The 24114-nt window shown below is 75.1% G+C and carries 21 protein-coding genes; 12 read left to right on the forward strand and 9 right to left on the reverse strand.

What is annotated here, in order from left to right:
• Positions 1 to 432: 432 nt before the first annotated feature.
• Positions 433 to 1185: a class I SAM-dependent methyltransferase gene (locus tag ABT160_RS41525; RefSeq protein ID WP_351654130.1), complete on the forward strand. Its 753-nt coding sequence runs from the start codon at positions 433 to 435 to the stop codon at positions 1183 to 1185.
• Between the two features lie 11 nt (positions 1186 to 1196).
• Here the strand turns inward: ABT160_RS41525 and ABT160_RS41530 are convergent, their stop codons facing one another.
• The 3 genes from ABT160_RS41530 to ABT160_RS41540 form a co-directional block, all read right to left on the reverse strand.
• Positions 1197 to 4091, reverse strand: a complete 2895-nt coding sequence (locus tag ABT160_RS41530) for a glycoside hydrolase family 2 TIM barrel-domain containing protein (protein ID WP_351654131.1) — start codon at positions 4089 to 4091, stop codon at positions 1197 to 1199.
• A gap of 121 nt (positions 4092 to 4212) precedes the next feature.
• On the reverse strand, positions 4213 to 4497 hold the full coding sequence (locus ABT160_RS41535) for a hypothetical protein (protein ID WP_351654133.1): 285 nt from the start codon (positions 4495 to 4497) through the stop codon (positions 4213 to 4215).
• Between the two features lie 28 nt (positions 4498 to 4525).
• Positions 4526 to 5260, reverse strand: a complete 735-nt coding sequence (locus ABT160_RS41540; protein WP_351654135.1) for an HNH endonuclease family protein — start codon at positions 5258 to 5260, stop codon at positions 4526 to 4528.
• Between the two features lie 373 nt (positions 5261 to 5633).
• Here ABT160_RS41540 and ABT160_RS41545 point away from each other — a divergent pair, with 373 nt between their 5' ends.
• The 9 genes from ABT160_RS41545 (at position 5634) to ABT160_RS41585 (ending at position 14656) form a co-directional block, all read left to right on the forward strand.
• Positions 5634 to 6203 (forward strand): PadR family transcriptional regulator, encoded by a 570-nt coding sequence (locus ABT160_RS41545; protein ID WP_351654137.1) that lies wholly within the window; start codon positions 5634 to 5636, stop codon positions 6201 to 6203.
• Complete coding sequence (locus ABT160_RS41550; protein ID WP_351654139.1) at positions 6190 to 7032, forward strand: SGNH/GDSL hydrolase family protein; 843 nt, start codon at positions 6190 to 6192, stop codon at positions 7030 to 7032. The genes ABT160_RS41545 and ABT160_RS41550 overlap by 14 nt, the downstream gene beginning before the upstream one ends.
• 152 nt (positions 7033 to 7184) lie before the next feature.
• Positions 7185 to 8168 carry an alpha/beta fold hydrolase gene (locus ABT160_RS41555; protein ID WP_351654140.1) on the forward strand — a complete coding sequence of 328 codons (984 nt, stop codon included), beginning with the start codon at positions 7185 to 7187 and terminating at the stop codon, positions 8166 to 8168.
• 239 nt (positions 8169 to 8407) lie between these two features.
• Positions 8408 to 9703 carry an NAD(P)/FAD-dependent oxidoreductase gene (locus tag ABT160_RS41560; RefSeq protein ID WP_351654142.1) on the forward strand — a complete coding sequence of 432 codons (1296 nt, stop codon included), beginning with the start codon at positions 8408 to 8410 and terminating at the stop codon, positions 9701 to 9703.
• Entirely contained in the window at positions 9700 to 10458 is a 759-nt protein-coding gene (locus tag ABT160_RS41565) for a DUF1365 domain-containing protein (protein ID WP_351654144.1), read from the forward strand. Before ABT160_RS41560 ends, ABT160_RS41565 begins: the two co-directional genes overlap by 4 nt.
• Positions 10455 to 11753: a class I SAM-dependent methyltransferase gene (locus ABT160_RS41570; protein WP_351654146.1), complete on the forward strand. Its 1299-nt coding sequence runs from the start codon at positions 10455 to 10457 to the stop codon at positions 11751 to 11753. Before ABT160_RS41565 ends, ABT160_RS41570 begins: the two co-directional genes overlap by 4 nt.
• Entirely contained in the window at positions 11750 to 13045 is a 1296-nt protein-coding gene (locus ABT160_RS41575) for a class I SAM-dependent methyltransferase (RefSeq protein ID WP_351654148.1), read from the forward strand. Before ABT160_RS41570 ends, ABT160_RS41575 begins: the two co-directional genes overlap by 4 nt.
• Positions 13042 to 13863, forward strand: a complete 822-nt coding sequence (locus ABT160_RS41580) for a DUF1295 domain-containing protein (RefSeq protein WP_351654150.1) — start codon at positions 13042 to 13044, stop codon at positions 13861 to 13863. Before ABT160_RS41575 ends, ABT160_RS41580 begins: the two co-directional genes overlap by 4 nt.
• Positions 13864 to 13978: 115 nt before the next feature.
• Positions 13979 to 14656 (forward strand): VOC family protein, encoded by a 678-nt coding sequence (locus ABT160_RS41585; RefSeq protein WP_351654151.1) that lies wholly within the window; start codon positions 13979 to 13981, stop codon positions 14654 to 14656.
• 58 nt (positions 14657 to 14714) lie between these two features.
• On the opposite strand, the gene ABT160_RS41590 is transcribed toward ABT160_RS41585, so the two are convergent.
• Positions 14715 to 15557, reverse strand: coding sequence for an alpha/beta fold hydrolase (locus ABT160_RS41590; protein ID WP_351654153.1), 843 nt, complete (start codon positions 15555 to 15557; stop codon positions 14715 to 14717).
• Positions 15558 to 15634: 77 nt separating this feature from the next.
• Here ABT160_RS41590 and ABT160_RS41595 point away from each other — a divergent pair, with 77 nt between their 5' ends.
• Positions 15635 to 16255, forward strand: coding sequence for a helix-turn-helix domain-containing protein (locus tag ABT160_RS41595; protein ID WP_351654155.1), 621 nt, complete (start codon positions 15635 to 15637; stop codon positions 16253 to 16255).
• 6 nt (positions 16256 to 16261) lie between these two features.
• Here ABT160_RS41595 and ABT160_RS41600 read toward each other — a convergent pair whose 3' ends face one another.
• The 5 genes from ABT160_RS41600 to ABT160_RS41620 all read right to left on the reverse strand — a co-directional run bounded on the left by ABT160_RS41600 (position 16262) and on the right by ABT160_RS41620 (position 23164).
• The gene (locus ABT160_RS41600) at positions 16262 to 17488 is read right to left on the reverse strand and encodes a hypothetical protein (RefSeq protein WP_351654156.1); all 1227 of its coding nucleotides are present in this window, start codon (positions 17486 to 17488) and stop codon (positions 16262 to 16264) included.
• Positions 17489 to 17576: 88 nt separating this feature from the next.
• Positions 17577 to 17966: a hypothetical protein gene (locus ABT160_RS41605; protein WP_351654158.1), complete on the reverse strand. Its 390-nt coding sequence runs from the start codon at positions 17964 to 17966 to the stop codon at positions 17577 to 17579.
• Positions 17959 to 18462, reverse strand: a complete 504-nt coding sequence (locus ABT160_RS41610) for a SigE family RNA polymerase sigma factor (protein ID WP_351654160.1) — start codon at positions 18460 to 18462, stop codon at positions 17959 to 17961. The genes ABT160_RS41605 and ABT160_RS41610 overlap by 8 nt, the downstream gene beginning before the upstream one ends.
• Before the next feature lie 148 nt (positions 18463 to 18610).
• Complete coding sequence (locus tag ABT160_RS41615; RefSeq protein WP_351654161.1) at positions 18611 to 22030, reverse strand: molybdopterin-dependent oxidoreductase; 3420 nt, start codon at positions 22028 to 22030, stop codon at positions 18611 to 18613.
• Positions 22031 to 22156: 126 nt separating this feature from the next.
• Entirely contained in the window at positions 22157 to 23164 is a 1008-nt protein-coding gene (locus ABT160_RS41620; protein ID WP_351654163.1) for a MerR family transcriptional regulator, read from the reverse strand.
• Positions 23165 to 23409: 245 nt separating this feature from the next.
• On the opposite strand from ABT160_RS41620, the gene ABT160_RS41625 reads away from it, so the two are divergent.
• The gene (locus tag ABT160_RS41625; RefSeq protein ID WP_351654165.1) at positions 23410 to 24003 is read left to right on the forward strand and encodes a fasciclin domain-containing protein; all 594 of its coding nucleotides are present in this window, start codon (positions 23410 to 23412) and stop codon (positions 24001 to 24003) included.
• Positions 24004 to 24114 lie beyond the last annotated feature (111 nt).

Raw genomic sequence — 24114 nt, forward strand, 5'->3', positions numbered from 1 at the left:
GGGACCGGCGGTCGGCCCCGCCGCCTGGGCGGGCACGGGCGAAGCCAGAAGCGCACCGCAGAGCGCGGAGGTGACGACGAGATAGTTCTTCACGGCTAATCCTTGGGTGGACCTGGGGGTGGCCTGTGGGGGTAGGGCGACAGCAACCGGTGGCGGCCGGGCTGTGCCGCACGGCCGCAGCATGAACGATTCCGCGGAGCTCGGATCCCCCCACACCACCGCCTTCCGACCCCCGTCGGATCCGGATCCCACCCGGGCCGGGCCAACCCCGCCCGGTCGCAGTGCAGTTGATCGTCGAGTTGCTGCTCACCACCCGTGGGGACGGGAAGCGCGGTTCACTCGATGGGGTGGGGTGTGGGACGTCGCGTGCCAGCCCCCTGGCGGAGACGTCCCCACCCCCACCCGAAGGTGCGGACCTGGCACAGTGGGGCGATGACCCATGACAACGCCCTGCGTGCCCGCTCCTTCGACGCCGCCGCGGCGGCCTACGCCCGGCACCGGCCCTCGTACCCCCCGGCACTGTTCGACGCGGTCGAGCAACTGGTGGGCCGGTCGCTGGACGGGGCCGTCGTGGTCGACGTGGGCGCGGGGACGGGCATCGCCACAGCGCTGCTCGTGGCCCGGGGCGCCCGCGTGCTCGCGGTGGAGCCGGGGGACGGCATGGCCGCACAGTTCCGGAGCACCCTGCCCGGCGTTCCGTTGGTGCGGGGCGACGGGGACGCGCTGCCGCTGGCCGACGGGTCGGCAGACCTGATCACGTACGCGCAGTCCTGGCACTGGACCGATCAGAAGCGCTCGGTGCCGGAAGCGATGCGGGTGCTGCGAACCGGAGGCGCGCTCGCCCTGTGGTGGAACGTCTCCGACCACGAGGTCGACTGGATCGCGGCTCAGGACGCACGGCTGCGCGTCCACCTCGGCGCCGAGGAAGGCGCCCACGGTGGTACGCACCGTCCGAAGGCCCTCACCGAAGCCCTCGACTTCACGGCGCGCCAGGTCGCCTGGACCCGCACCCTGTCCGTGGAGGACCACCTGGCGAACCTCGCCACGCACTCCGCGTTCCTGGTCCGTGACGCGCGCTCCACGGCGGACTTCATGGAGCGCGAGCGCCGGGAACTGCTGGAGGTGTTCCCCGACGGGCAGGTGGAGGAGCGGTACGTGGTGGACCTGAGGGTGGCGTACGCATGACCCCGGCACTCCTACCGGCAGGTGAACGTCAGGGCGAACCGGGCGTGGCCCGGGTGGAGTTCGTGCTCCGGTAGCACCCCGGGTCCGCACGCCATGGTGCCGATGCCGTGGAGCGCGTGGTCCAGGTGGACCCACAGCGTGCTGCCGGGCGTCAGTTCCGTACGGTGTGCGGCCGCGTCCAGTTCCTCGGTGGTCCAGCGCCGTGCCGTGAACCAGAACGACGGGTCCCCCTCGATCCGCAGCACCGCGCCACCGCTGTCCGACGAGGGCGCCGAGTCGGCCAGCTCGACCCAGCGGACGTCGGCCCGGGCGCCGTTCTCCTGCGGTCGTACGTAGGGGGTGTGCAGGGCCTCGACGGTGCGGGACCAGCGGCCCAGGCGGGCGGCGGTACGGGTGTCGGGGTAGGCCTCGCCGGGCCCGCCGCCGTACCACCGGGCGCGCCCCAGCGAGCCTGGCAGCCCGAGCCGTACGCCGAGCCGGGGCAGCGGGAGGTCCCAGGAGCCCTCCGGGGTGACGGACACCTCGAGGCGCAGCCGGGGTCCTTCCGCCGTCCAGTGGTACTCGGTGCGCAGGCCCAGGTCCCCGGAGGCGGGCGCCACCCGGGTGCGGACCGTCACCGCGTACTCCTCCACGCGCACGTCGTCGACACGGTGCAGCACGCGATGCAGTCCGGCCGCCCGCCACAGGCGGGCGAGCTGGCCCTCCGGGTACCAGGAGGCCCCGATGTCGTTGTCCGTCGGCGCCCGCCACACGTCGAGGCGCGGGCCGGTCACCGGCAGGCTCCCGATCCGGGTGAGCGCCCCCGTCGCGGCGTCGAAGGTCCCCGGGCCCAGGGTGAGGGCGCCTTCCGGGTGGTCGGGGCGGGAGGGTCGCGCGGCGCTTCCGGCCGCGTCGCTCCTCAAGTGGCCTACAGAGTCGACCAGTTGTCCCCAGGCGACTTCGTGTCCGCGTGCCGCCCACGCCGTGTCGGCCGCGAGTTGGGCGCGTACCGTCCACACGCCCTCGCCCCCGCCGTGCTCCACCGGCCGTGGGGGCAGCTTGACCACGGCCGACTCGCCCGGGGCCAGTGGCGGCACGGTCAGCGGCCCGGACGCCAGCGGCTCCCCGTCGCGTTCGTACGTCCAGGTGAAGGCGAGCGCCGAAAGGTCGCTGAAGTCGCGGGTGTTGGTGAGGCGGACGGTGCCCGCCCGGGCGTCCCCGGTGACGCGGACCGGCTCGATCACCTTCTTCAGCTCGACCAGGCCCGGTGAGGGCGTGCGGTCGGGGAAGAGCAGCCCGTCGCAGACGAAGTTGCCGTCGTGCGGGTCCTCGCCGAAGTCACCGCCGTAGGCGTAGCCGTGGCGCGGGTGGTCCAGGCCGTGGTCGATCCACTCCCACACGAAGCCGCCCTGGCAGCGTTCGTAGGTCTCGAACAGCCTCTGGTACTCGGCGAGTCCACCGGGGCCGTTGCCCATGGCGTGCGCGTACTCGCAGAGGATCAACGGGAGTTGGCGGCGGCGTTCCGGGCCGCCGTCCTCGTGGCGGCCGATCTGGCCGACCTCGGCGTGCGAGGGGTACATGCGCGAGTAGACGTCGGTGTGTTCGCAGGTCTGGTCGCCCTCGTAGTGCAGCGGCCGGGACGGATCGCGTTCGCGCATCCAGCGGGCCATGGCGGCGATGCCCCCACCGGTGCCGCTCTCGTTGCCGAGGGACCACATGATGACGGACGGGTGGTTCTTGTCGCGTTCGACGAGGCGGGCGGCGCGGTCCAGGAGGGCGGGCGTCCAGCGCGGGTCGGCGACGGGGTTGCCGCGCCAGCCGAGCGGTTCGAAGCCGTGGGTCTCCAGGTCGCACTCGTCCACGACCCACAGGCCGTACGCGTCGCACAGGTCGAGGAAGGCCGGGTGCGGCGGGTAGTGGGAGGTGCGTACGGCGTTGATGTTGTGACGCTTCATCAGGACGACGTCGCGCCGCATGGTCTCCAGGTCCACGGTGCGGCCCGTCGCGGGGTGGAACTCGTGGCGGTTGACGCCGCGCAGCAGGACGCGGCGGCCGTTGACCTTCAGCAGCCCGTCCTCCACGACGACGGTGCGGAAGCCGATCCGCAGCGGTATCCGCTCACCGGGGGTGCTCAGTTCGCCGTCGTACAGGCGGGGCGTCTCGGCGGTCCAGGACTCCACCGGGACGGTGACGGACTGTCCGGTGGCGGCGTCGACGCCCAGCTCGGGGACGGTCACGCGGCCCGGGACGTCGCACTCGACGCGCAGGGTGCCGGTGCCGTCGCGGTGGTCGTAGGAGGCGTGCACGAAGAAGTCGGCGGGTGCCCGGTCGGGGCGGTGCAGCAGGGTGACGTTCCGGAAGATGCCGGGCAGCCACCACTGGTCCTGGTCCTCCAGGTAGGAGCCGGCCGACCACTGGTGGACGCGGACGGCGAGTACGTTGCCGCGCGGCCGCAGCAGGCGCCCGACGGCGAACTCGTGGGCGAGGCGGGAACCCTGGAAGTCGCCGAGTTCCTCGCCGTTGAGCCAGACCCGGGCGCAGGACTCCACCCCGTCGAAGCGCAGGAGCACCTCGCCGTCCGTCGGCCAGTCGTCGGGCAGGTCGAAGTGGCGCAGGTGGTCGCCGGTGGGGTTCTCGGTGGGGGTGCGCGGCGGGTCGACCGGGAACGGGTAGGCGACGTCGGTGTACGCGGGGGCGCCGTGCCCGCTCAGCACCCAGTGGCAGGGCACCTCCAACTCCGCCCAGCCGGAGGCGTCGTGGCCGGGCCGGGCGAAGGACTCGTCCTCGCACGCGGCGGTCGGCGAGAGCCGGAACCGCCAGGTGCCGTCGAGGGGGAGCCGGGCGGCGTCGGACGCGGCGTACCAGGCGCGGGGCGGCAGGCAGCCGTGCCCGGGGGACACGTCCTCGTGGTACGGGAACGGGCTCAAGGGTTGTTCCTCCAGTCGGTCGGTCCCTGGGGCCCGTACCCGGTGCTACCACCCCGTCACACCACCGACCTTCCACCTCAAGCGCATTGACGGTGCGTCATCGGCCTCGCGGGACGCCGCGTCAGGGCTTCGGGGCCTCGGCCGCACCGCCTTCGCGCAGCGCGTCGAGGGCCTTCTCGTGCAGGTCGGGCAGGACGTCGGGGGACGCCTCGCGCGGTCCGCCGCTGAGGGTGTACCACTCGTCGGCACCGGTGTACTGCACCCGGAAGCGGGCGAGTCCGTCGTCGTCGAGGGTGGTGGTGAGGGTGAGGTCGCCGGTGATGACGCCGACCTCGTCGGTCATCGCGCCACCGGGCCCCGCCGTCACCTCGCCGGTACGGCTGCGGTCCTCGTTCTTGCCGGTCATGCGGGTCGCCTCCGCGGGTCCGGCCCGGTCACCCGGTGCAGGTGCCGAGCATCTCGGTCAGCTTGTCCTTCTCCGCCTGGGTGACGGTGAGCTTGTACGTGGACTTCACCGAGGTCCACGACTCGGCGTAGGCGCACCAGTACCCCTTGGAGGGCGGTGCCCACTGGTCGGGACTCTGGTCGCCCTTGGTGCGGTTGGTCTTCGCGGTGACGGCCACCAGCTGCGGGTGGGTGAGGTCGTTGGCGAACGCCTTGCGCTGCTCGGTGGTCCACGCGGCGGCGCCGGAGCGCCAGGCGTTGGCGAGCGGCACGGTGTGGTCGATGTCCATGCCCGAGGCCTTGGTGACGGTCACGCCGTCGTAGCGGCTCACCCAGGTGCCGGTGACCGCCTTGCACTGGCCGTCGCGCTCGACGCCGCTGCCGTCGCGGTCCAGGACCGTCTCGCGGGTGTCGCAGTTCTCGCCCTGGGACGCCCAGTGGGGGAACTTGGCGCGGCTGTAGCCGGACATCGACCCGGCGGGCGCCACCTTCAGGCCGGCCAGTTCGGTACGGGCCTGGGCGGGCGCGGGGATGCCGGGCAGGGCCTTGACCCCGTTCGGCGCGCCGCCGGCGCCGCCGGGCGCCGCGCTGGAGGCGGGCGGCCCGGTGGCCGCGCCCTTGCCGTCGGCGCCGGTGCCCTGCTCCAGCGTGCCGGAGCAGCCCGTGGCCGCGAGGGCCAGGACGGTGCCCAGGAGCCCCGTGGTGATCCACCGTTGACGTGACACGTTCCCACCCCGAATTCCGCCCCGGGGCCCCGCTGGCCCCGCGCCTCGCCCCGCACCGTACCCAGTGCGCCCGGTGGGTCATGCGGGAGGGATCCCCGCGCGCCCCGTCCGGCGCAACGAAGCGCCCGCCGCGCGTTCCTGACGGGGGACCAGTACCCCGACGGGCGCGGCGAACACGGGGTGGGCGGTGCCCCGGCGGGACGGGGCGGGGGCGGGGCCGGGAGCGGGCCGGGACCGGAGTGGCGGCAGGGGCCGAGGCCGGTGGGGCCTGTGGGGTCCACGGGGGGCCGCGGGAGTGCCCCGTATTCCCGTATCGGAATAGTCGGGTTCATGACTATGATGCGGGGCAGTGTACGGACGAGGGGGATGCACCATGGCACTGCGGCACGCCCTGCTGGCGGCGCTGCTCGACGCGGAGCTGAGCGGCTACCAGCTGGCCAAGGCGTTCGACCTGGGGGTGGCGAACTTCTGGCACGCCCAACCCCAGCAGTTGTACGCCGAGTTGGCGCGGCTGGAGAAGGACGGCCTGATCGCCGGGCGCGAGGTCGTCCAGGAAGCCCGCCCCAACAAGCGGATGTTCAAGGTCACCGAGGCCGGGCTCGCCGCGCTGCACGGCTTCGCCGCGAGCAGTGCCCGCCCCTCCTTCATCCGCGACGACCTCCTGGTGAAGGTGCAGGCCGCCGACCACGTCGACGCCGGACACCTGGTCCAACAGCTCACCGAGCGCGCGGAGTTCGCCCGCGCCAAGGTCGAGGTCCTGGAGAACCTGCTGCGCACCATGCGCGGCGAGCGGGACGAGGACGCCTTCCTGCGCCACGGCGAGCGCATCGGACCGTACCTCACCTGCCTGCGCGGCATCACCCATGAACGTGCCACCCACGAGTGGTGCGAGCGGACGGCACGGATACTGCGCGAGAGGAAGGCCGCCGATGCCGGGCACTGACGCGACCCCGCCCGGGGACGACACCGCGCGCGGGCCCCTGCGGTACGTGGCGCTGGGCGACAGCCAGACCGAAGGGGTCGGCGACGGCGACGACACGGTGGGCCTGCGCGGCTTCGCCGACCGCCTCGCCGAGACGCTGGCCCGCCACGAACCGGGCGTGCGCTACGCCAACCTGGCCGTACGGGGCCGGCTCGCCCGCCACGTGCGCGAGGAGCAGCTCGCGCCCGCCCTCGCCCTGCGCCCCGACCTGGCCACCGTGGTCGCCGGGATGAACGACCTGCTGCGCCCGTCCTTCGACGCCGACGAGGTGGGCGGCCACCTGGACGCCGTGTTCGCCGAGCTGACCGCGCACGGCACCCGCGTGGCCACGCTCACCTTCCCCGACCCGGCCCGGATCACCCCGCTCGCCCGGCCCCTCGCCCCGCGCGCGGCGGCCCTCAACTCCCGCATCAGGGAAGCCGCCCGGCGCCACGGAGTGGTCGTCGCCGAGACCGCGCGCGAACCCGTCGCCACCGACCCCCGGCTGTGGAGCCCCGACCGGCTGCACGCCGGACCGCTGGGCCACCGGATCATCGCCGAGGCACTCGCCCACGCCCTGGCGGTGCCCGGCAGCGACGACTCCTGGACCCGCCCGCTGCCGCCGGACGGGCCGCTGCCGACCGGCTGGCGCGCGGCGGCCACCGAGGCCCGCTGGGCGGCCGGGTTCCTCGGCCCCTGGCTCGGCCGACGGCTGCGCGGACGCTCCTCCGGAGACGGCCGCACGGCCCGCAGACCCGACCTCCTGCCCGTACGGCTGCCCGCCGGGGAGCTGCCCGCCGACCGGCGTTAGCCGAGTGCTACCGCGGCGTCCGCGCCCCTGGCCGGAAGTCGTCGCACCCGGCGCGGCCCGGGCTTCCCGCGCGGCCCGGGTCCGTTGAAGGATGGGCACGCCGGACGGGCGCCCGCCCGGCCGGAGGGCACCACGCGGGAGGGGAAGTACGGATGACCGACGAGATCGACCACCGGTTCGTCGAGGTCAACGGGGTCCGGCTGCACGTCGCCGAACAGGGCGAGGGCCCCCTCGTCCTGCTGCTGCACGGCTTCCCGGAGTGCTGGTACTCCTGGCGCCACCAGTTCGGCCCGCTCGCGGCCGCCGGGTACCGCGTCGTCGCCCCCGACCAGCGGGGGTACGCGCGCAGCGAGCAGCCCCCGGACGTCGACTCGTACACCCTGCCGCACCTGGTCGGCGACGCGATCGGGCTGATCCGTGCGCTCGGCGAGGAGCAGGCCGTCGTCGTCGGCCACGACTGGGGCGCGCCGGTCGCGTGGGCGGCGGCGATGATGCGCCCCGACGTGGTGCGCGCGGTGGCGGGCCTGAGCGTGCCGCCCGCGCTGCCCGCGGGCACCGGTTCGCTGCCGATGAGCCGCCAGGCGTACGGGGACGGCTTCTACCAGGTGGTCTTCCAGGAGGAGGGGCGGGCCGACGCGGAGTTCGCCCGCGACCCGGCGGCCACGTTCCGCCGGCTGCTCGTCGGAGCGTCCGGCGACAACCCGGCGAACGAGAAGCCCGGCCCGTGGATCGTGCCGGAGGGCGGGGAGGTCCTGGCCCCGTACCCGGAGCCCGGGCGGCTGCCGGGCTGGCTGAGCGAGCGGGACGTGGAGGTGTTCGTGCGCGAGTACGCCGGGCACGGCGAGCGGGCCTTCACCGGCGGCCTCAACTGGTACCGCAACATCCAGCGCAACCACGAACTGCTGACCGCCTTCGCGGGCCGCGGCATCGAGGTGCCCGCGCTGTACGTGGGCGGGGACCGGGACCTCGTCCAGGCGATGCGCGGTGTGGACCTGGTGCTCGGCGCGCTGGACAGGATCGCGCCGCGGCTGCACGACAGCGTGGTGATCGAGGGCTGCGGGCACTGGACGCAGCAGGAGCGGCCCGCGGAGGTGAACGCGGCGCTCCTGGACTTCCTGTCCGCGCTGAAGCCGTAGGTCTCACGGTCCGCGCTGAAACCGTAGGTCTGACGCCCGTGGATCCGGCGTAGGTCTGACGCCCGTGGAACTGCCATGGGGCTCACGCCGTACAGCCCCCGTAGGGCCCAGGTCGCAGCGCCCGCCCCGCCGCGCGAAATCCCCCGGATCACCACCCATCCCTTCCGCCCCCGGCTCCGAATCACTGGTGCCACGGCTGCATCCGGTCCGGCCGTGCGGCACGAAAGGGGAGCGTGAGCGTGAGTGCGGAGAGGCGGCGGATCGCCGTGGTGGGCGGCGGTGTGGCGGGCCTGACGGCGGCGTACGTCCTGCAGAGGTCGTGCGACGTGACCCTGTACGAGGCGGACGGACGCCTGGGCGGCCACGCCCACACCCATGAACTGTCCGGTGAGCTGTCCGGTGCGCAACCGTCCGGTGCGGACGCGGCACTCACGCGGGTGGACTCCGGGTTCATCGTCCACAACGACCGCACCTACCCGCTGCTGACCCGCCTCTTCCGCGAACTGGACGTCACCGTGCAGGACGCGGAGATGAGCATGTCCGTACGGTGCGACGGCTGCGGGCTGCAGTACGCGGGCGCGCGCGGGCCCGGCGCACTGTTCGCCGGGCGCCGCTCCCTCGACCCCCGCTACCTGCGGATGCTCGCCGAGGTACCCGTCTTCCACCGGGGCGCCAGGCGGCTGCTGCGCGAGCGGGGCGACGCCGACGGACGGACCCTGGGCCGCTTCCTCGCGGACGGCGGGTTCTCGCCGTACTTCACCTCCCACTTCGCCCTGCCGCTGGTCTCCTGCGTCTGGTCCTGCCCCTCGGGGACGGCCCTGGACTACCCGGCCGCGTACCTCTTCCGCTTCCTGGACCACCACGGGCTGCTGTCGGTCACCGGATCCCCGCAGTGGAAGACGGTCACCGGGGGGTCCGCGCGGTACGTCGAACGGATCGCCAAGCAGCTCACCGCCGTGCGCACCGACAGTCCGGTCAGCGCGGTGCGACGACTGTCCGACGGGGTACGGGTGTCCACCGCGGGCGGGGAGAGCGACGACTACGCGGGCGTGGTCGTCGCCGTCCATCCCGACCAGGCGCTGCGGCTGCTCGCGGACGCCGGTGACGCCGAGCGCGAGGTGCTCGGCGCGTTCCGCTACTCCCGCAACCCCACCGTGCTGCACACCGACCCCACGCTGCTGCCCACCAGGCCCCGCGCCCGCGCCTCCTGGAACTACCTGATGAGCGACTGCGCCGCCGGTGACGAGGGGGTGCGCGTCACCTACGACATGGGCCGGCTGCAGCGGCTGCCCGCCCCGGCCCGGTACTACGTCAGCCTCAACGCCACCGCGCGCGTGGACCCCGCCAAGGTCCTCGCCGAGATGGTCTACGAACACCCCGTCTACACCCCGGAGTCGGTGGCCGCCCAGCGCCGCCTGCCGGAACTGAACACCCCCGTCACCGCCTTCGCCGGGGCCTACCACGGCTGGGGCTTCCACGAGGACGGCTGCCGCTCCGGCGTCGCCGCCGCCGCGTCCCTGGGGGTGACCTGGTGAGGCTCGTCGCGGACACCCGCCCGCCGCGCACCACCGCGGCCCTCTACGACTGCGTCGTCAGCCACGCCCGCACCGGCCGCGTCCGCCACTCCTTCCGGCACCGCACCTTCCTGTGGCTGATCGACCCGGACGACCCGCCGCGGCTGCCCCGCCCCCTGCGCGCCGCCGCCCGCTTCGACCCGCGCGACCACTTCGGCGGCCACGCCCCCACCATCCGCGCCGCCCTGGACGACTACCTCGCCGCCCAGGGCGTCGACCTCGGTGGCGGGCGTGTGCGGATGCTGACCGGCGCGCGCGTGTGGGGGTACGTGTTCAACCCGATCACCCTGTACTGGTGCCACGACGCGGAGGGCGCCCCGGTCTGCGTGGTCGCCGAGGTCCACAACACGTACGGGCAGCGCCACTGCTACCTGCTGCGGCCCGACGACGACGGCTACGCGGACGTCGCCAAGGACTTCTACGTCTCCCCGTTCTTCCCCGTCGACGGCGCCTACCGGATGCGGGTGCCCGAACCGGCAGCCGCGCTCAGCGTCACCGTACGGCTGCGCCTGGACGGTGACGTGCCGTTCACCGCCGTACTCACCGGAGAGCGCCGCGGGGCCACCCCGGGGGCCCTCCTGCGCCTCCTCGCACGCAACCCCTGGCCGACCGCAAAGGTGTCGGCCGACATCCGCCGGCACGGGGTCCGGCTCTTCCTGCGCGGGCTGCCGGTGCACGCCCGCCCCGCCCATCCGACGCAAGAGGGACTGCGATGACGACGACCACGCCCTGGACCGGTACGAGCGCGGTGCCGGGCGGAGACCAGGGGCCGCAGGACGGGGGCCGCGCCGTGGACGCCGCCCGCTGGCCCGACGTCGCCCGGCTCCCCGCGTCCTCCACCGCGCGCGTGGCCGTCGCCCGCGCCCTCGTCCTGCGCGCCCTCACCGCCCTGCCGCTCACCCTGCGCCTGGGCGGCGAGCCCGCCACCGGCAGCGGCCCCCTGCTGCACGTGCGCCGTCCGCGCGCGTTCTTCCGCCGCATCGGCGCCGACGGCCTCATCGGCTTCGGCGAGTCGTACATGGCGGGCGAGTGGGACAGCGACGACCTGGCCGGCCTGCTGACCGTCCTGGCCACGCACGTCGACACCCTCGTGCCCGGGCCCCTCAAGCGGCTGCGCGGCGCCTGGGTGCGCCGCAGGCCCGCCGCCCAGCGCAACACGCGCGAGGGCGCCCGCGACAACATCCACTGCCACTACGACCTGTCCAACGAACTGTTCGCCCTGTTCCTGGACGAGTCGATGACGTACTCGTCCGCGCTCTTCCCCCGGTTCCCCGCCGCCCCCGCCGACCTGCCGGACGCCCAGCACCGCAAGATCGACCGGCTCCTCGACCTGGCGGGCGTCGGCCCCGGCACCCGGGTCCTGGAGATCGGCACCGGCTGGGGCGAACTCGCCGTACGGGCCGCCGAGCGCGGCGCCCGCGTCACCACCGTGACCCTCTCCTGGGAACAGCTCGTCCTCGCCCGGGAACGCGTCGCCCGCGCCGGGCAGCACGCGCGCGTGGACGTCGAACTGTGCGACTACCGCGACGTGCGGGGCCACTACGACGCCGTCGTCAGCGTCGAGATGATCGAGGCCGTCGGCGCCGAGTTCTGGCCCGACTACTTCCGCGCCCTGTCCCGGCTGTGCGCCCCCGGCGGACGCGTCGCCCTGCAGGCCATCACCATGGGCCACCAGGAGATGCTCAACACCGCCCGCACCCACACCTGGATCAGCAAGTACGTCTTCCCGGGCGGCCTCATCCCCTCCCGGCAGGCCGTCGACGGCGCCGCGGCCGACGCCGGACTGCGCGTCACCGAGGACTTCGCGTTCGGCCCGCACTACGCCGAAACGCTTCGTCTGTGGCGCGAGGCCTTCACCCGCGCCGAATCCCAGGTCGACGCCCTCGGCTTCGACCGCGTCTTCCGGCGCATGTGGGAGCTCTACCTCGCCTACTCCGAGGCCGGGTTCCGCTCCGGCTACCTCGACGTGCGCCAACTGCTGCTCCAGCCGACCGGGGAGACCGTCCGATGACCGCCGCCGCCCACCGCCTCGCCCGGATCGCCGCCCACTGGTTCCCCGGGCCCCTGCCGGTCCGTCTGCGGGCCTGGGACGGCAGCGAGGCCGGACCCGCGCACGCCCCGCTCGTCGTCCTGCGCTCCCCGCGAGCACTGCGCCGCCTCGCCTGGCAGCGCGGCGAACTCGGCCTCGCCGAGGCGTACATCGCGGGCGACCTCGACGTCGAGGGCGACCTCGGCGACGGCCTCAGCCGCGCCTGGGCGGCCGTCCGCGAGGGCGGCAGGCTCCGCCCCGGCCCCGCCGACCTGGCCCGAGCCGCCGCCGACGCGGTGCGCCTCGGCGCCCTGGGACCGCGCCCGCGCACCCCGGCCGCGCCCCGCGCCCGGATGACCGGCGCCCTGCACAGCAAGACCCGCGACCGGGCCGCCATCAGCCACCACTACGACCTGTCCAACGCGTTCTACGAACTGCTCCTGGACGAGTCGATGGCGTACTCCTGCGCCTACTGGACCGAGCCCGAGGGACCCGGCTTCACCCTCGCCGACGCCCAGCGCGCCAAGGCCGGCCTGGTCTGCGACAAGCTCGCCCTGCGCCCCGGTGCCCGGCTGCTCGACATCGGGTGCGGCTGGGGCTCCCTCACCCTGCACGCCGCACGCGAGTACGACGCGGAGGTCACCGCCGTCACCCTCTCCCGCGAGCAGCGCGACCACGTCCTCGAGCGGGTGCGCGACGAGGGCCTCGACAAGCGGGTGACCGTACGGCTGTGCCACTACCGCGACATCGACGGCGGCGACTACGACGCCGTCAGCGCCATCGAGATGGGCGAACACGTCGGCCGCGACGCCTACCCGCACTTCGCCAGGCGCCTGTACGAACTGGTGCGCCCGCGCGGGCGCGTGCTGGTCCAGCAGATGTCCCGGGGGAGCAGCGAACCGGGCGGCGGCGCGTTCATCGAGACGTACATCGTCCCCGACATGCACATGCGCCCGGTCGGCGAGACGGTCTCCCTCATCGAGGACGGCGGACTCGAAGTGCGCTCCGTGGAGGCACTGCGCGAGCACTACGTCACCACGATCCGCGCCTGGGAACGCACCCTGGAAGCCCGCTGGCAGGACTTCACCGACCTGGTCGGCGAGCCCACCGCGCGCGTGTGGCGCCTGTACCTGGCCGGCTCCGCCCTGGCGTTCGCCGAGCGCCGCATGGGCGTGGACCAGATCCTCGCCGTCCGCACCGACAAGGGCGGCGACGCGCGGATGCCCGCGACACCCGCGGGGTGGTACGCGACGGGGGAGGCGGCCGGGCGATGAGCGGCGGCTTCGACTGGGCGGCCTTCGGCACCGGAGCACTGGCCTCGGCGGGCGCGTCGTACGCCGCGATGCTCGCCACCTTCGCCGTCGGCGTGGCACGCGGACGCCACCGGTACGTCGACATCACTTGGGGGCTCGCCTTCACGGCCGTGGCCTGGACGTCCTACGGGCTGTCCGCGAGCCACGGCGACGACGGCCGACGGCTGCTCGCCGCCGCCCTGACCACCGTGTGGGGCGTGCGGCTCGCCGCGCACATCGCCCGGCGCGGGCGCGGCCACGACGAGGACCCGCGCTACGAGCGGATGCTGTCGCGCGCCCCGGGCAGCCGCGCCCTGTACGCCCTGCGCAAGGTGTACCTCCTGCAGGGCGCCCTGGCCTGGGTCATCTCGCTGCCCGTCCAGGCCGCCTGCTACCTGGACGTGCCGCTCGGCCCGCTCGCGTACGCCGGCGCCGTCCTCTGGGCGGCGGGCACCGCGTGCGAGGCCGTCGGAGACCACCAGCTGGCCCGCTTCAAGGCCGACCCGGCCAACAAGGGCAAGATCATGGACCGGGGCCTGTGGAGCTGGACCCGGCACCCCAACTACTTCGGCGAGTTCCTGCTGTGGTGGGGGCTGTTCCTGCTCGCCTGCGCCCGCTGGGAGACCGCGCTGCTCACCGTCGTCTCCCCGCTCCTGGTGTCGTTCCTGGTCACCCGGGGCAGCGGCAAGCGGCTCCTGGAGGCGCACATGGCCGACCGGCCCGGCTTCGCCGAGTACCAGCGGCGCACCAGCGGGTTCGTGCCGTGGCCGCCCCGCGCCCGAGCCACCCGGGGCGGCTGACGGGCGCCGTGCCGTGTGCTTCACGGCACCCCCGCGGCCGTACCCCGGCGTGTCTGTCAGTGGTGGCTGACAGCATGGAGTGACGAACCGGTACGACGGCGAGGAGCGGGGACGCATGGACGAGCAGGGGCAGTCGGGGAAGGTCGGGACACCCGAGGTCCTGGCGGCGATCGCCGGGGACCTGGGCGACTGGCGGAAGCTGGGACAGGGCCTGTGGGCCCGCTTCCGCGCGGACGGCCTGGCCGCCGGTGCCGCCTTCGCGGCGGCCGTGGCGGAAGCGGGCGGCGAGGGGGCCGAGTTCCGGCTGGGCGCGGGCGTCGTCGACGTGACCCTGTGCTCCCGGGAGGCCGACGGCGGGCGCTGGATCACCGCGCGTGAGCTCGAACTGGCCCGCACGGTCAGCGCGCTGGCGGCCGGGCGCGGGCTGGTCGCCGAGCCGTCGGCGGTGGCCCAGCTGGAACTGGCGCTGGACACGGTGGACTTCAAGGCGGTCGCGCCGTTCTGGTCGGCCCTGCTGACCGGATCCCCGGACAACGTGGTGTTCGACTCCGTCTTCGACCCCACGAACCGGGTGCCCAGCGTCTGGTTCCAGCCCACCGACCCGCACCGCGCGCCGCGCCAGCGCTGGCACTTCGACCTGTGGCTTGCGCCGGAGGCGGCCGACGCGCGCATCGCCGCCGCGCTGGCGGCCGGGGGCACCCTGGTCGACGACTCCGGGGCGCCGTCGTTCACGGTGCTCGCGGACCCGGAGGGCAACAAGGTGTGCGTCTGTACGGCGTTGGAGCGCGAGTAGCGAGTAGCGAGTAGCGAGTAGCGGGGAGCGGGGGAGCACGTGCGCGGGCGGCCCGTGCTCAGCCGACGAAGTCCGCCACCGCCGTGACGAACGCGCGCGGGTCGTCCAGCCAGGGGTAGTGCCCGGCCCCCGGCTGGACGTGCAGCGTGGCGCGGGGCAGCAGCGCCGCGCACTCCGCGGTCGGCTCCGGCGGGCTGTTCAGGTCGTACTCCCCGGTGAGCAGCAGCACCGGCGCCCCGAAGGACGCGAGCGCGGCGCGCGTGGCGGGCGGGTCGAAGGCGCCCTCGGCCCCGAAGCCGGCGACCGCCCGGGGGTTGTCCGGGCGGCCCGCCGCGTAGTGCTCACGGGCCCGCGCGTCCCAGCGGCCGTACGTGAACGGCGCCACGGCCTCCCAGTCGGCGCCCCGCCCCTCCGCGATCGCCCCGAGTGCGGCGAACGCCTGCGGGAACCACGGCTCCCCGGCCCGCAGCAGCGCCCGTTCGCGCCGCACGGCCGGGGTGGCCTCGATGCCCACCGCACGGGTGCCGGGGCCCACGAGCACCAGCCGCTCGACGCGGTGCGGGTGGCGCGCCGCGTACTGGGTGGCGATGTTCGCCCCGGCCGAGTGCGCGAGCAGGTCGAACCGGTCGAGCCCGAGGTGGACGCGCAGGGCCTCCAGGTCGTCGACGAGCCGGTCGCAGCGGTACGTGGCGGGGTCCTCCGGGACGCCGGAGCGGCCGGTGCCGCGCAGGTCGGGGACGACGAGTCGGCGGTGCGCGGACAGGCCGCCCAGGTCGCCGAGGTAGCGGGAGTCGGCGGGGCCGCCCGGCAGGCAGAGCAGCGGGGCGCGGTCGTCGGCGTCGCCGTGGACGTGGTGGGCGAGCGGGGTGCCGTCGGGGGCGGGGAAGCGGTAGGTGGGCATGGCGGGATGATGGCAGGAATAACCGGGTTATACAACCCGGTTATGACCGGCATGGCGAAGGCGTGTATAACCGAGGCGTGACAGGTGAGGACAAGAACGGCACGGACCGGCCCGGCGCGCTGACCGAGGAGCAGGCCGGACGGATGCTGGACGAGCTGAACGAGGTCATCCGCGCGGGCGAACAGGCGCGCGCCGAGCGCGCCGAGGTCATCCAGCTGCTCGCGGCACAGGGCTGGACCCAGGACCGCATCGCACGGCTCACCGGGATGAGCCAGCCCGCCGTCTCCAAGCAGATGGCCAGGCACCGGGACGCCGGGCCCGGCCCCGCACCGGACTTCACCCTCGACCAGGGCGACGCGCCCTGGCTGGAGGGGCGGCTGTGGGGCCTCGCGGAGGAGATCGCCGAGACGGTCCCCGGGGGCGCCGCGCGCTGTGCACCGTACGTCCACGCGCTCGCCCGGGGGCGCGAGCGGTTCACCCCGCGGGGCGTCGACGAGCTGCGCCGCCTGGTGGAGGAGGACCTGCGGACCCACCACGGTGAACTGCCGGGGGAGTACCGCACCGCGTACGACCGGATCAGCCGCGCGCTCGACGTCCCGTCCGGGCGGCAGGAGCCCGCGCCCGGATCGCCGTCCGTGCGGCGGACACTGGCCAGGCGGCTGCAGCGGGACGCCCTCGCGGACACCGGGCGGCCCTAGGGCGCCTCAGATCGCGTACGGCCACACCGTCAGCATGTGCGCCCCGTACCAGCTCCCGAACAGCGTGCCCGCCGCCAGCACCGTCCCTGCCGTCACCGGGCGCGCCCGCGCCAGCGCCCGGGCCGGCGGGAGCAGGAACACCACCGCCGGTATCAGCAGCCGCAACTTCGAGTGGTAGAAGTTGCTCTGCGCCACCGTCAGCACGACCAGCGCCGTCCCGTACACCAGCAGCGGCGGCCACTCCCCGCGCCGCCACGCGAGCCCCGTCGCCACGATCACGGCGCACAGCAGCACCGCCGAACTGACCGGCACCCACCCGTCCTGGTGCGCGAAGGCGTCCAGCAGGAAGCGCAGGAACGCCGCGCCACTGTCCCAGTGCGTGCCCCACCCCGCCTCCTGGATCACGAACCACGCGTCGGGCCGCCCCAGTCGCAGCCCCACCCACAGCAGGTACGCCGGAGTCCCCAGGCAGCCCAGCAGCACCGCCGCCACCGGACGCGCCTCCCACCGCCGTGCGCGCCACAGCCGCTGCCCCGCCGCGCACGCCACCGCCGCCACCACCGCGACCGCCGCCGGCCGCGTCAGCCCCGCGCACAGCGCCAGCACGCCCGCCGACAGCCACGCCCCCCGGCGCAGCGCCAGCAGCGTCCACGCCGCCAGTGCCAGGAACAGGGCCTCGCTGTACGCCATGAAGAAGCACAGCGCCATCGGCTGCACGCCCGCCACCAGCACCACCGCGCACAGCGCGGTACGCCGCCCGTACAGCGAACCGAGCAGCACGTACAGCGCGTACAACGCGGCGGACAATGCCAGCTGGGCCGTCACCAGGCCCGCCAGGTCCGTACTCAGCGGGGTCACCGCGTGCAACGCCCGGACCAGCAGCGGATACAGCGGGAAGAACGCCAGGTTGTTGCCCGTCAGCGCCCCGTCGGGCGTGTGGTGGAAGGAGTCCGGATAGCCGTCGGCCGCGATCGACAGGTACAGCTGACCGTCCCAGGCCACCAGCCGCTGCCCCAGCGTCGTACCGCTGGCGGCCGTCATCAGCGCGAGCACCGTCAGGTGCACGGCCGCGCTCACGCCCTGCACGGCGGCGACCACGCCCAGCGCGGCACGCGGGCCGTCGTGGCGCGCACGCGACCGGACGGTACGGCGGTCCGGGCGGGATGGTTCGGCGTACGGCGGCGCGGCGGCGGGCCTGCCGTCGGCCGCGCGGGCGGTCAGTGTCTGGGGCAACGTCGGCTCCCTCGGAGGTCAGCTGGTCACTGGCCCTACGCGCCCCCGGGGAGGCCGGGTTGACACGCCCGCGCGGATGAGACGTGGATCACTCAGGGGGAGGCGGCACGCTCGTCGAAGGCACCCCGGCGGGGGGCGGCACCGGTGAACGCTCCGGCAGGAGCGTGCCCGCGCCCGTCGGCGTCGGTGTCGGCGCCTCGCGCGGGCCCTCCGTCCCCGTCGGCGAGGGCGTCGCCACCGGGCTCGGCACCGACGCCGGGACCACCGGCTCCGGCGCGCCCGGCCGGCCCGTCAGCAGCAGCACGACCGCCGCCACCGCGCACACCGCGCCCGCCCCCGCGGCCACCGCCGCCCGCCGCCTCACGCGCCGCCTGCCCCGCGCCACCACCGCGGGGCCGCTCAGCGGCGGCGCCCCGGCCCCGGCCCGGTCGGCGGCCCGGCGCAGCGCGTCCCGTACCCGGTCGTCCGGCTCAGACATGGCGGTCCTCCCTGGAACTGCGCTCGGGGTCGTCCAGATGGCGCGCGAGGAGCGCCCGGGCACGCGACAGGTGCGTCTTCACCGTTCCCTCGGACAGCCCGGTCTCGGCCGCGATCGCCCCCACCGGCACGTCGCACACGTAGAACAGCGCCGCGCACTGCCGCTGGCGCGGCGGCAGTCGCCGCAGGGCCGCCCCCAGGTCCACCAGGTACGGGTCGGGGCCCTCCACGGCCACCGGGTCCGAGCGCCGCCGCCACGCGCGGTGCCCGCCGAGCACCCGCCGCCAGCGGCTGACCGCCAGGCGCCACGCCACCGTACGGATCCACGCGTCGGGACCCAGCTCCCCGTCGAGCTTGCGCCGCGCGCCCCACGCCCGTACGAACGCCTCCTGCACCACGTCCTGCGCCTCGTGGAAGTCGCCGGTCATCACGAACAGCTGGCCCGTCAGACGACGCACCGACTGCCCGTACCAGGCGGTGAACTCCTCCTCCGTCACCGGCCGCCGTCCCGGTGCTCGGGCCGTGCGGCCGGACGCCGGCCGGGGGCGTCGGGTCCGGGGTTCTCGGCGTCGGGGGCGGGCACGGTGGGGCTCCTGGGGCGAGGGGGACGGGTACCCGAGATCGTACGACGCCCGGCACCGACCCCTACGCGTCCAGCACCACGTCCGCCCCCGGCACCGACTGGCACGTCAGGGCAGTGTCCGTCGCCAGGTCGTCCGGCGGCGTCACCAGGTGGGTGACCTCACCCTCCAGCACCCGGCACGCACAGCTCTCGCACTGGCCCACCCGGCAGCCGCTCGCCATCGACACGCCCGCCTTCTCGCCCAGCTCCAGGAGCGTCCCCGACCCCTTGGTCCAGGGGACCTCGCGGCCCGACCGGGCGAAGCGCACCGTGAAGCGGGCGTCGTCCGGCACCTCCACCGCGCGCGTGGCCGCCCGGAACCGTTCGCTGAACACCTCGAAGCGCGGCACGCCGCGCGCCCGCAGCCCCTCGGTGAGGGCGTCCAGCATCGGGCCGGGGCCGCACAGGTAGAAGCGCGCGCGGTCCTCGATCAGCCCGGCGTCGATGTCGGAGGCGGAGACGTAGCCCTCGCGGTCGTAGTCGCGGCCGGGCACGTCGTCCGGGCCCGGTGCCGCGTAGTGCGTGACCACGCGCAGGGCGCCGATCTCGCGCTCCAGGGCGCGCAGCCGGGCGTGGAACGGGTGGTCGGCGGAGTTCGCCACGCCGTAGTGCAGCACCACGCGCGGCACCGTGCCGCCGCCGGCCGCCAGGGTCTCCAGGTAGCCGAGGAACGGGGTGATCCCGATGCCGCCCGCGAGCAGGACCACCGGGTGATCGGTGTCCGCGGGGACCCGGAAGCCGCCGCCGGGGGCGGTGACCTCGAGCCGGTCGCCGGGGCGCAGCTCCCGGTGCACGTAGGTCGACAGGGCGCCGCCGGGCTGGTGGCGGACGGCCAGGGTGTAGCAGTCCCGGGCGGGGTCGACGGCCGGGCCGGTGAGGGAGTACGCCCGCGCCACGGCGGGGACCAGGTCGCCGTCGGCCTCCGCCGGCGCCACCGGGCGCACGATCAGGTGCTGCCCGGGCTGGTGGTCCGGCAGCGGGCCGCCGTCGGGGTCGGCGAGCCGCAGGGTGCGTACGCCCCGGCCCTCCTCGCCGACCTCGGCCACCGTGAACGTCCGCGTCCCGCTCCACGCCGCGTCCGGCACCGCCCGCACCTCGCAGGCCTGCGAGCGCAGCGGCACCGAGCCGCTGAGCGGGTCGCTGTCCGCGTCGTCGACGAGCCGGTTGTAGTTGCTGCCCGCGGCGCCCAGCGGATCGGCGCCCGGCAGGCCCAGGTCCGGCGCGGCCTCCCACCAGCCGTACTCGCCGACCACCACGCCCGGGTGCAGCGACTCGTCGAAGCGGGCGCGCAGCCGGATCGCGCCGAGCCGGGTCGTCAGCTCCACCCACTGCCCCTCCCGGATGCCGCGCGCGGCGGCGGTGCGCGGGCTGAGGTCGAGGTGCGGGTCGGACGCCCGGCGGCGCAGCGAGGAGACGGCGCGCTGCTGGCTGTGCAGGAAGTACCCGTGCTTGGCGCAGGTCAGCACCAGGGGGAACGCCTCGTCGGTCGCGGCGGGCTCCCGGTGCTCCGGAACCGCCGGGTAGCCGTGGTCGAGGAGGCGCTGGGAGTACAGCTCCACGCGCCGCGTGGGCGTGGCGAACCCGGTGACGCGGCCCGCGCCGTCCTCGGACGCGTACCGCCGCTCGCCCTCGGGGAGCGGCACCCGTACGCCTCCCGGCGCGGCCCGAAGCCGATCGACCGTCAGGCCCAGCGGTTCCAGCTGCCAGTTCCAGGCGGCCTCGACGTCGCCGCCGAAGAAGTCCTCGCCCATGCCGAGGCGCTCGGCGAGGGCGAAGACGACCTCGGTGTCGGAGCGGGTGCCGGGCACCGGCTCGACGATCCGCTGCCTCAACTGCACCTGCTCCTGGGCGCGATGGCCGATCTCGAAGCCGAAGCGCAGCGCCTCGTGCTCGTACGCGCTGTTCACCGGGAGCACGAAGTCGGCGCTGTCGCAGGTGGGGTTGGCGAAGAGGTCCAGGTGGACCTGGAAGTCCAGGGCGCGCAGCGCCCGGGCGGTGCGGTCCGAACCGGGCTGCGCCACCACGAGGTTGGAGCCGAATCCGACCAGGGCGCGTACCCGGTAGGGCTGTTCGTCCTCGATGGCGCGGCACAGGTCGCCCGCGTTGACGTACCCGGAGGCGGGCGGCCCGAGCGGGTGCTTGTCCAGGCCCAGCGCCTTGGCGGCCTGCCCGGGGGCGAGGGACCCGGAGGCGCGGCGGTAGGGCGGCGGGGCGGCGACCCGGTTGCCGCCCCGGGTGTCGAAGGAGCCGGTGAGCGCGTAGAGGGTGGCCAGGGCGCGCTCGGTCTGGGAGGCGTTGGCGCTCTGCCCGACACCGGTCCAGCCGTAGTACGTGACGGAGTCCGCGGCGGCGATCTCCGTGGCCAGGGCGCGGATCTCGTCCTCGGGGATCCAGGTGGCGGCGGCGACCCGTTCGACCGGCCACAGCGCACAGGCTCGCGCGTATGACTCGAAGGCGGGGGCGCACGCGACGCGCGTGCCGTCGTGCAGCGTGACGGTGAACTCGCCGCGCAGCGCCAGGTGTTCGGGGGAAGGTGCGGGCCGGGAGGTGTCGTACGCGACGGGGCAGCCGCCGGCCGTGTCCCAGGCGACGAACGCGGTGTCGCCGTCGGTCCCGGCCGGGTCCCCGCCGCCGGTCCCCGTCAGTTCGCCGCCGCGCAGGAAGCGTCCGTCGTCCCGGCGGACGAGGAGGGGGCCGTTGGTCCAGGAGCGCACGAACCGCTCGTCGTACCCGCCGCCCTCGATGAGGAGGTGGGCGAGGCCGAGGGCGAGCGCGGCGTCCGTGCCCGGCCGGACGCGCAGCCAGTGGTCGGCGCCCAGGGCGCTGGTGGAGCGGCGCGGGTCGACCACGGCGAGCCGCGCCCCGCGCGCCCGGGCGGCGGACAGCGCGGCGGACTGGGCGAGCCAGGTCTTGGCCGGGTTGAAGCCCCACAGCACGGCCAGGGCGGTGTTCTCGTAGTCCGGGGGCGGCAGCGGGCCGCCGAAGGTGAAGGCGTGCGCGGAGTCCTTGTGCCAGTTGCAGATCTCGGCGCTGTAGACGGTGTTGGGGCTGCCGAAGCGGCGTACGAACCGCTCGATCCACTCGGTCGCGTCCGACACCATCGTCCCGCTCGGCGTGGCCACCCCGAAGGCGACGGTCTCGGGGCCGGACTCGGCGGCGATCCGGGACAGCCGCGCCGCGATCTCGTCGAGGGCCTCGTCCCAGGAGACCGGTTCCCAGCCGGGGTCGGGGTCGTCCTTGGGGTTGGTGCGGCGCAGCGGGGAGGTGAGGCGGCGGGTGCTGTGCGCGATCTCGGCGGCGGACCGCCCCTTCGGACACATGGCCGCGCCCGTGGGATGCCCGGGGTCGGGGCGGACGCCGGTGATCCGGCCGTCGGTGACGGTGTAGACGGCGCCGCAGCGCGACTTGCAGAGCGTGCAGAATCCGCGCTTCTCCTCGACCATGGCCAGTCTCCTCCGGGGTGTGAGGCCCTACCACTCCATTGGACTCCCGCGCGCGTCCGCGCCGGAGCGCTGTTGGTCACGCGGGGCGGGGCCGTTGGGCCCGAATCGGGAGTGACCGGACAGGTCCTACGCGCGATCGGCCCCCGGCGTCCCCGCTTCCGGCAGGTCCCGTCCCGCCAGCAGCCCCGCGATCGTGTCCAGGGCCGCCGCCAGGTTCGTCAGGCGTACGCAGCCCGGCGGCGGCGCCGAGCCCGACCAGCCCGGCCCGGCCAGCAGGACCGCCGGGCGGCGGCGGGCGCCGCGGCCGCCCCAGCGCAGCCGGGCCACGTCGTGGGCCAGCGCGTGGTCGGCGGTCGAGCGCAGCTGGCACCAGAGCACCACCGCGCCCGGGCCCAGGCGCCGTACCGCCTCCCCCAGGGCCGGGGCGGGCAGAGCCGCGCCGAACATGCGTACCGGAAGACCCCGTTCGCTCAGTCCGGCCGCCAACGCCTCCAGTGCCAGGACGTGTTGCTCGCCCGGTACGCCGCACAGCAGCGCCGGCGCGGTGTGCGGGGCGTCCGGGGCCGCGTCGCTGTGGCGCCGCAGCGCGGACGTGACGTGCCAGGAGAGCAGGTGCTCCACCTCCACGTAACGCTCGCCCTCCGTCGCCCACTTGCGGCCCACCGCGTGCAGCGTCGGCATGATGACCTCGTCCCACGCGGCCAGCAGGCCGTGCGCGTCCAGGCAGTCCGCCAGGAGCCGCTCCATCGCGGGCGAGTCCAGGCGCACCGCCGCCCGGGCGAGGCCCCGGCACTCCTGGCGCACGCTGCCGACCGGCAGCGCGCCCCGGCCGCCGGGCTGCGCGGGCGGAGCCGGGGGCGACGGGGGCGCCGGGGGAGGAGCGATGGGGGTCCCGGGGGCCGCCGACAGGGCGGCCCGGGCGGCCTCGGCCGGGGGCACGCCCAGGGACGTCAGGCGGCACATCTCGTCCAGGAGGGCCACGTCCCGGGGCGTCCAGCGCCGGTGGCGGCCCTCGGGGCGCTCCGCCGGGCCGATCCCGTACCGCCGCTCCCAGGAGCGCAGCGTCGTCGGCGAGACGCCGAGGCGCCGTGCGACGGCCCCGGTGGTCAGGGACGGGGGCGCGGCGCTGCTCATGGGGCCGAGCCTACGGACGCGGGCGGGGCCTGCGCCGCCCGGGGAGGGCCGGGCGGGTGCGTGCCCGGACGGGGACCGGGCGGAAAATCCGACTTTTTTCGCGAAAGCCACATCCGGATCGCCCCGGGCTCCGAATGACTGGTGTGGCGGGAGAGGCACCCCGGCCGCCGAGCCGCCGGCCACCCCGCCGCACGCCCCCGACCCCGATCCGTCCGAGGCGTCACCCCACAACCCGAGGACACCCCATGAACCGCAAGCTCACCCGCCGTGCCGGTCTCGTCGTCTCCGCCCCGGCGGCCCTCGCCCTGGCGCTCGCCCTCACCGGGCCCGCCGCCCACGCCGCCGACGGCACGGACCAGCCCTTCGGGCCCGCCTGTGCCTCCGTGCCCAAGGACGGGGCCGGCTCCTTCGACGGCATGGCCAAGGACCCGGTCGCCACCGCCGCCTCGCACAACCCGGCGCTGTCCACCCTGGTCACCGCCGTGCAGAAGGCCGGACTGGCCGACACCCTGAACAACGCCAAGGACATCACCGTCTTCGCGCCCACCAACGACGCCTTCGCCAAGATCCCCAAGGCCGACCTGGACAAGGTGCTCGCCGACAAGGCCCAGCTCACCAAGGTGCTCGAGTACCACGTGGTGGGCCAGAAGGTCACCCCCCAGCAGCTCGCCAAGGGCGACTTCACCACCCTGGAGGGCGCCAAGCTCATGACGAGCGGCTCCGGCACCTCGTACAAGGTCGGCACCGGCGCGAACGTCGTCTGCGGCAACGTCCCCACCGCCAACGCGACGGTCTACATCGTCGACTCGGTCCTGATGCCCCCGGCGGCCATGAAGTAGCCGCGCCCGGCGGTCGTACCGGCCCTCGCGGCCGTACGGTCGCGCCGCGGCCCGGTCCGCGCGCATCAGCGGCCCCCCACCACGCGGCGCACCGCGTCCCGCAGCCTCGAG

Source organism: Streptomyces sp. NPDC001941 (assembly GCF_040296945.1).
Classification (GTDB): domain Bacteria; phylum Actinomycetota; class Actinomycetes; order Streptomycetales; family Streptomycetaceae; genus Streptomyces.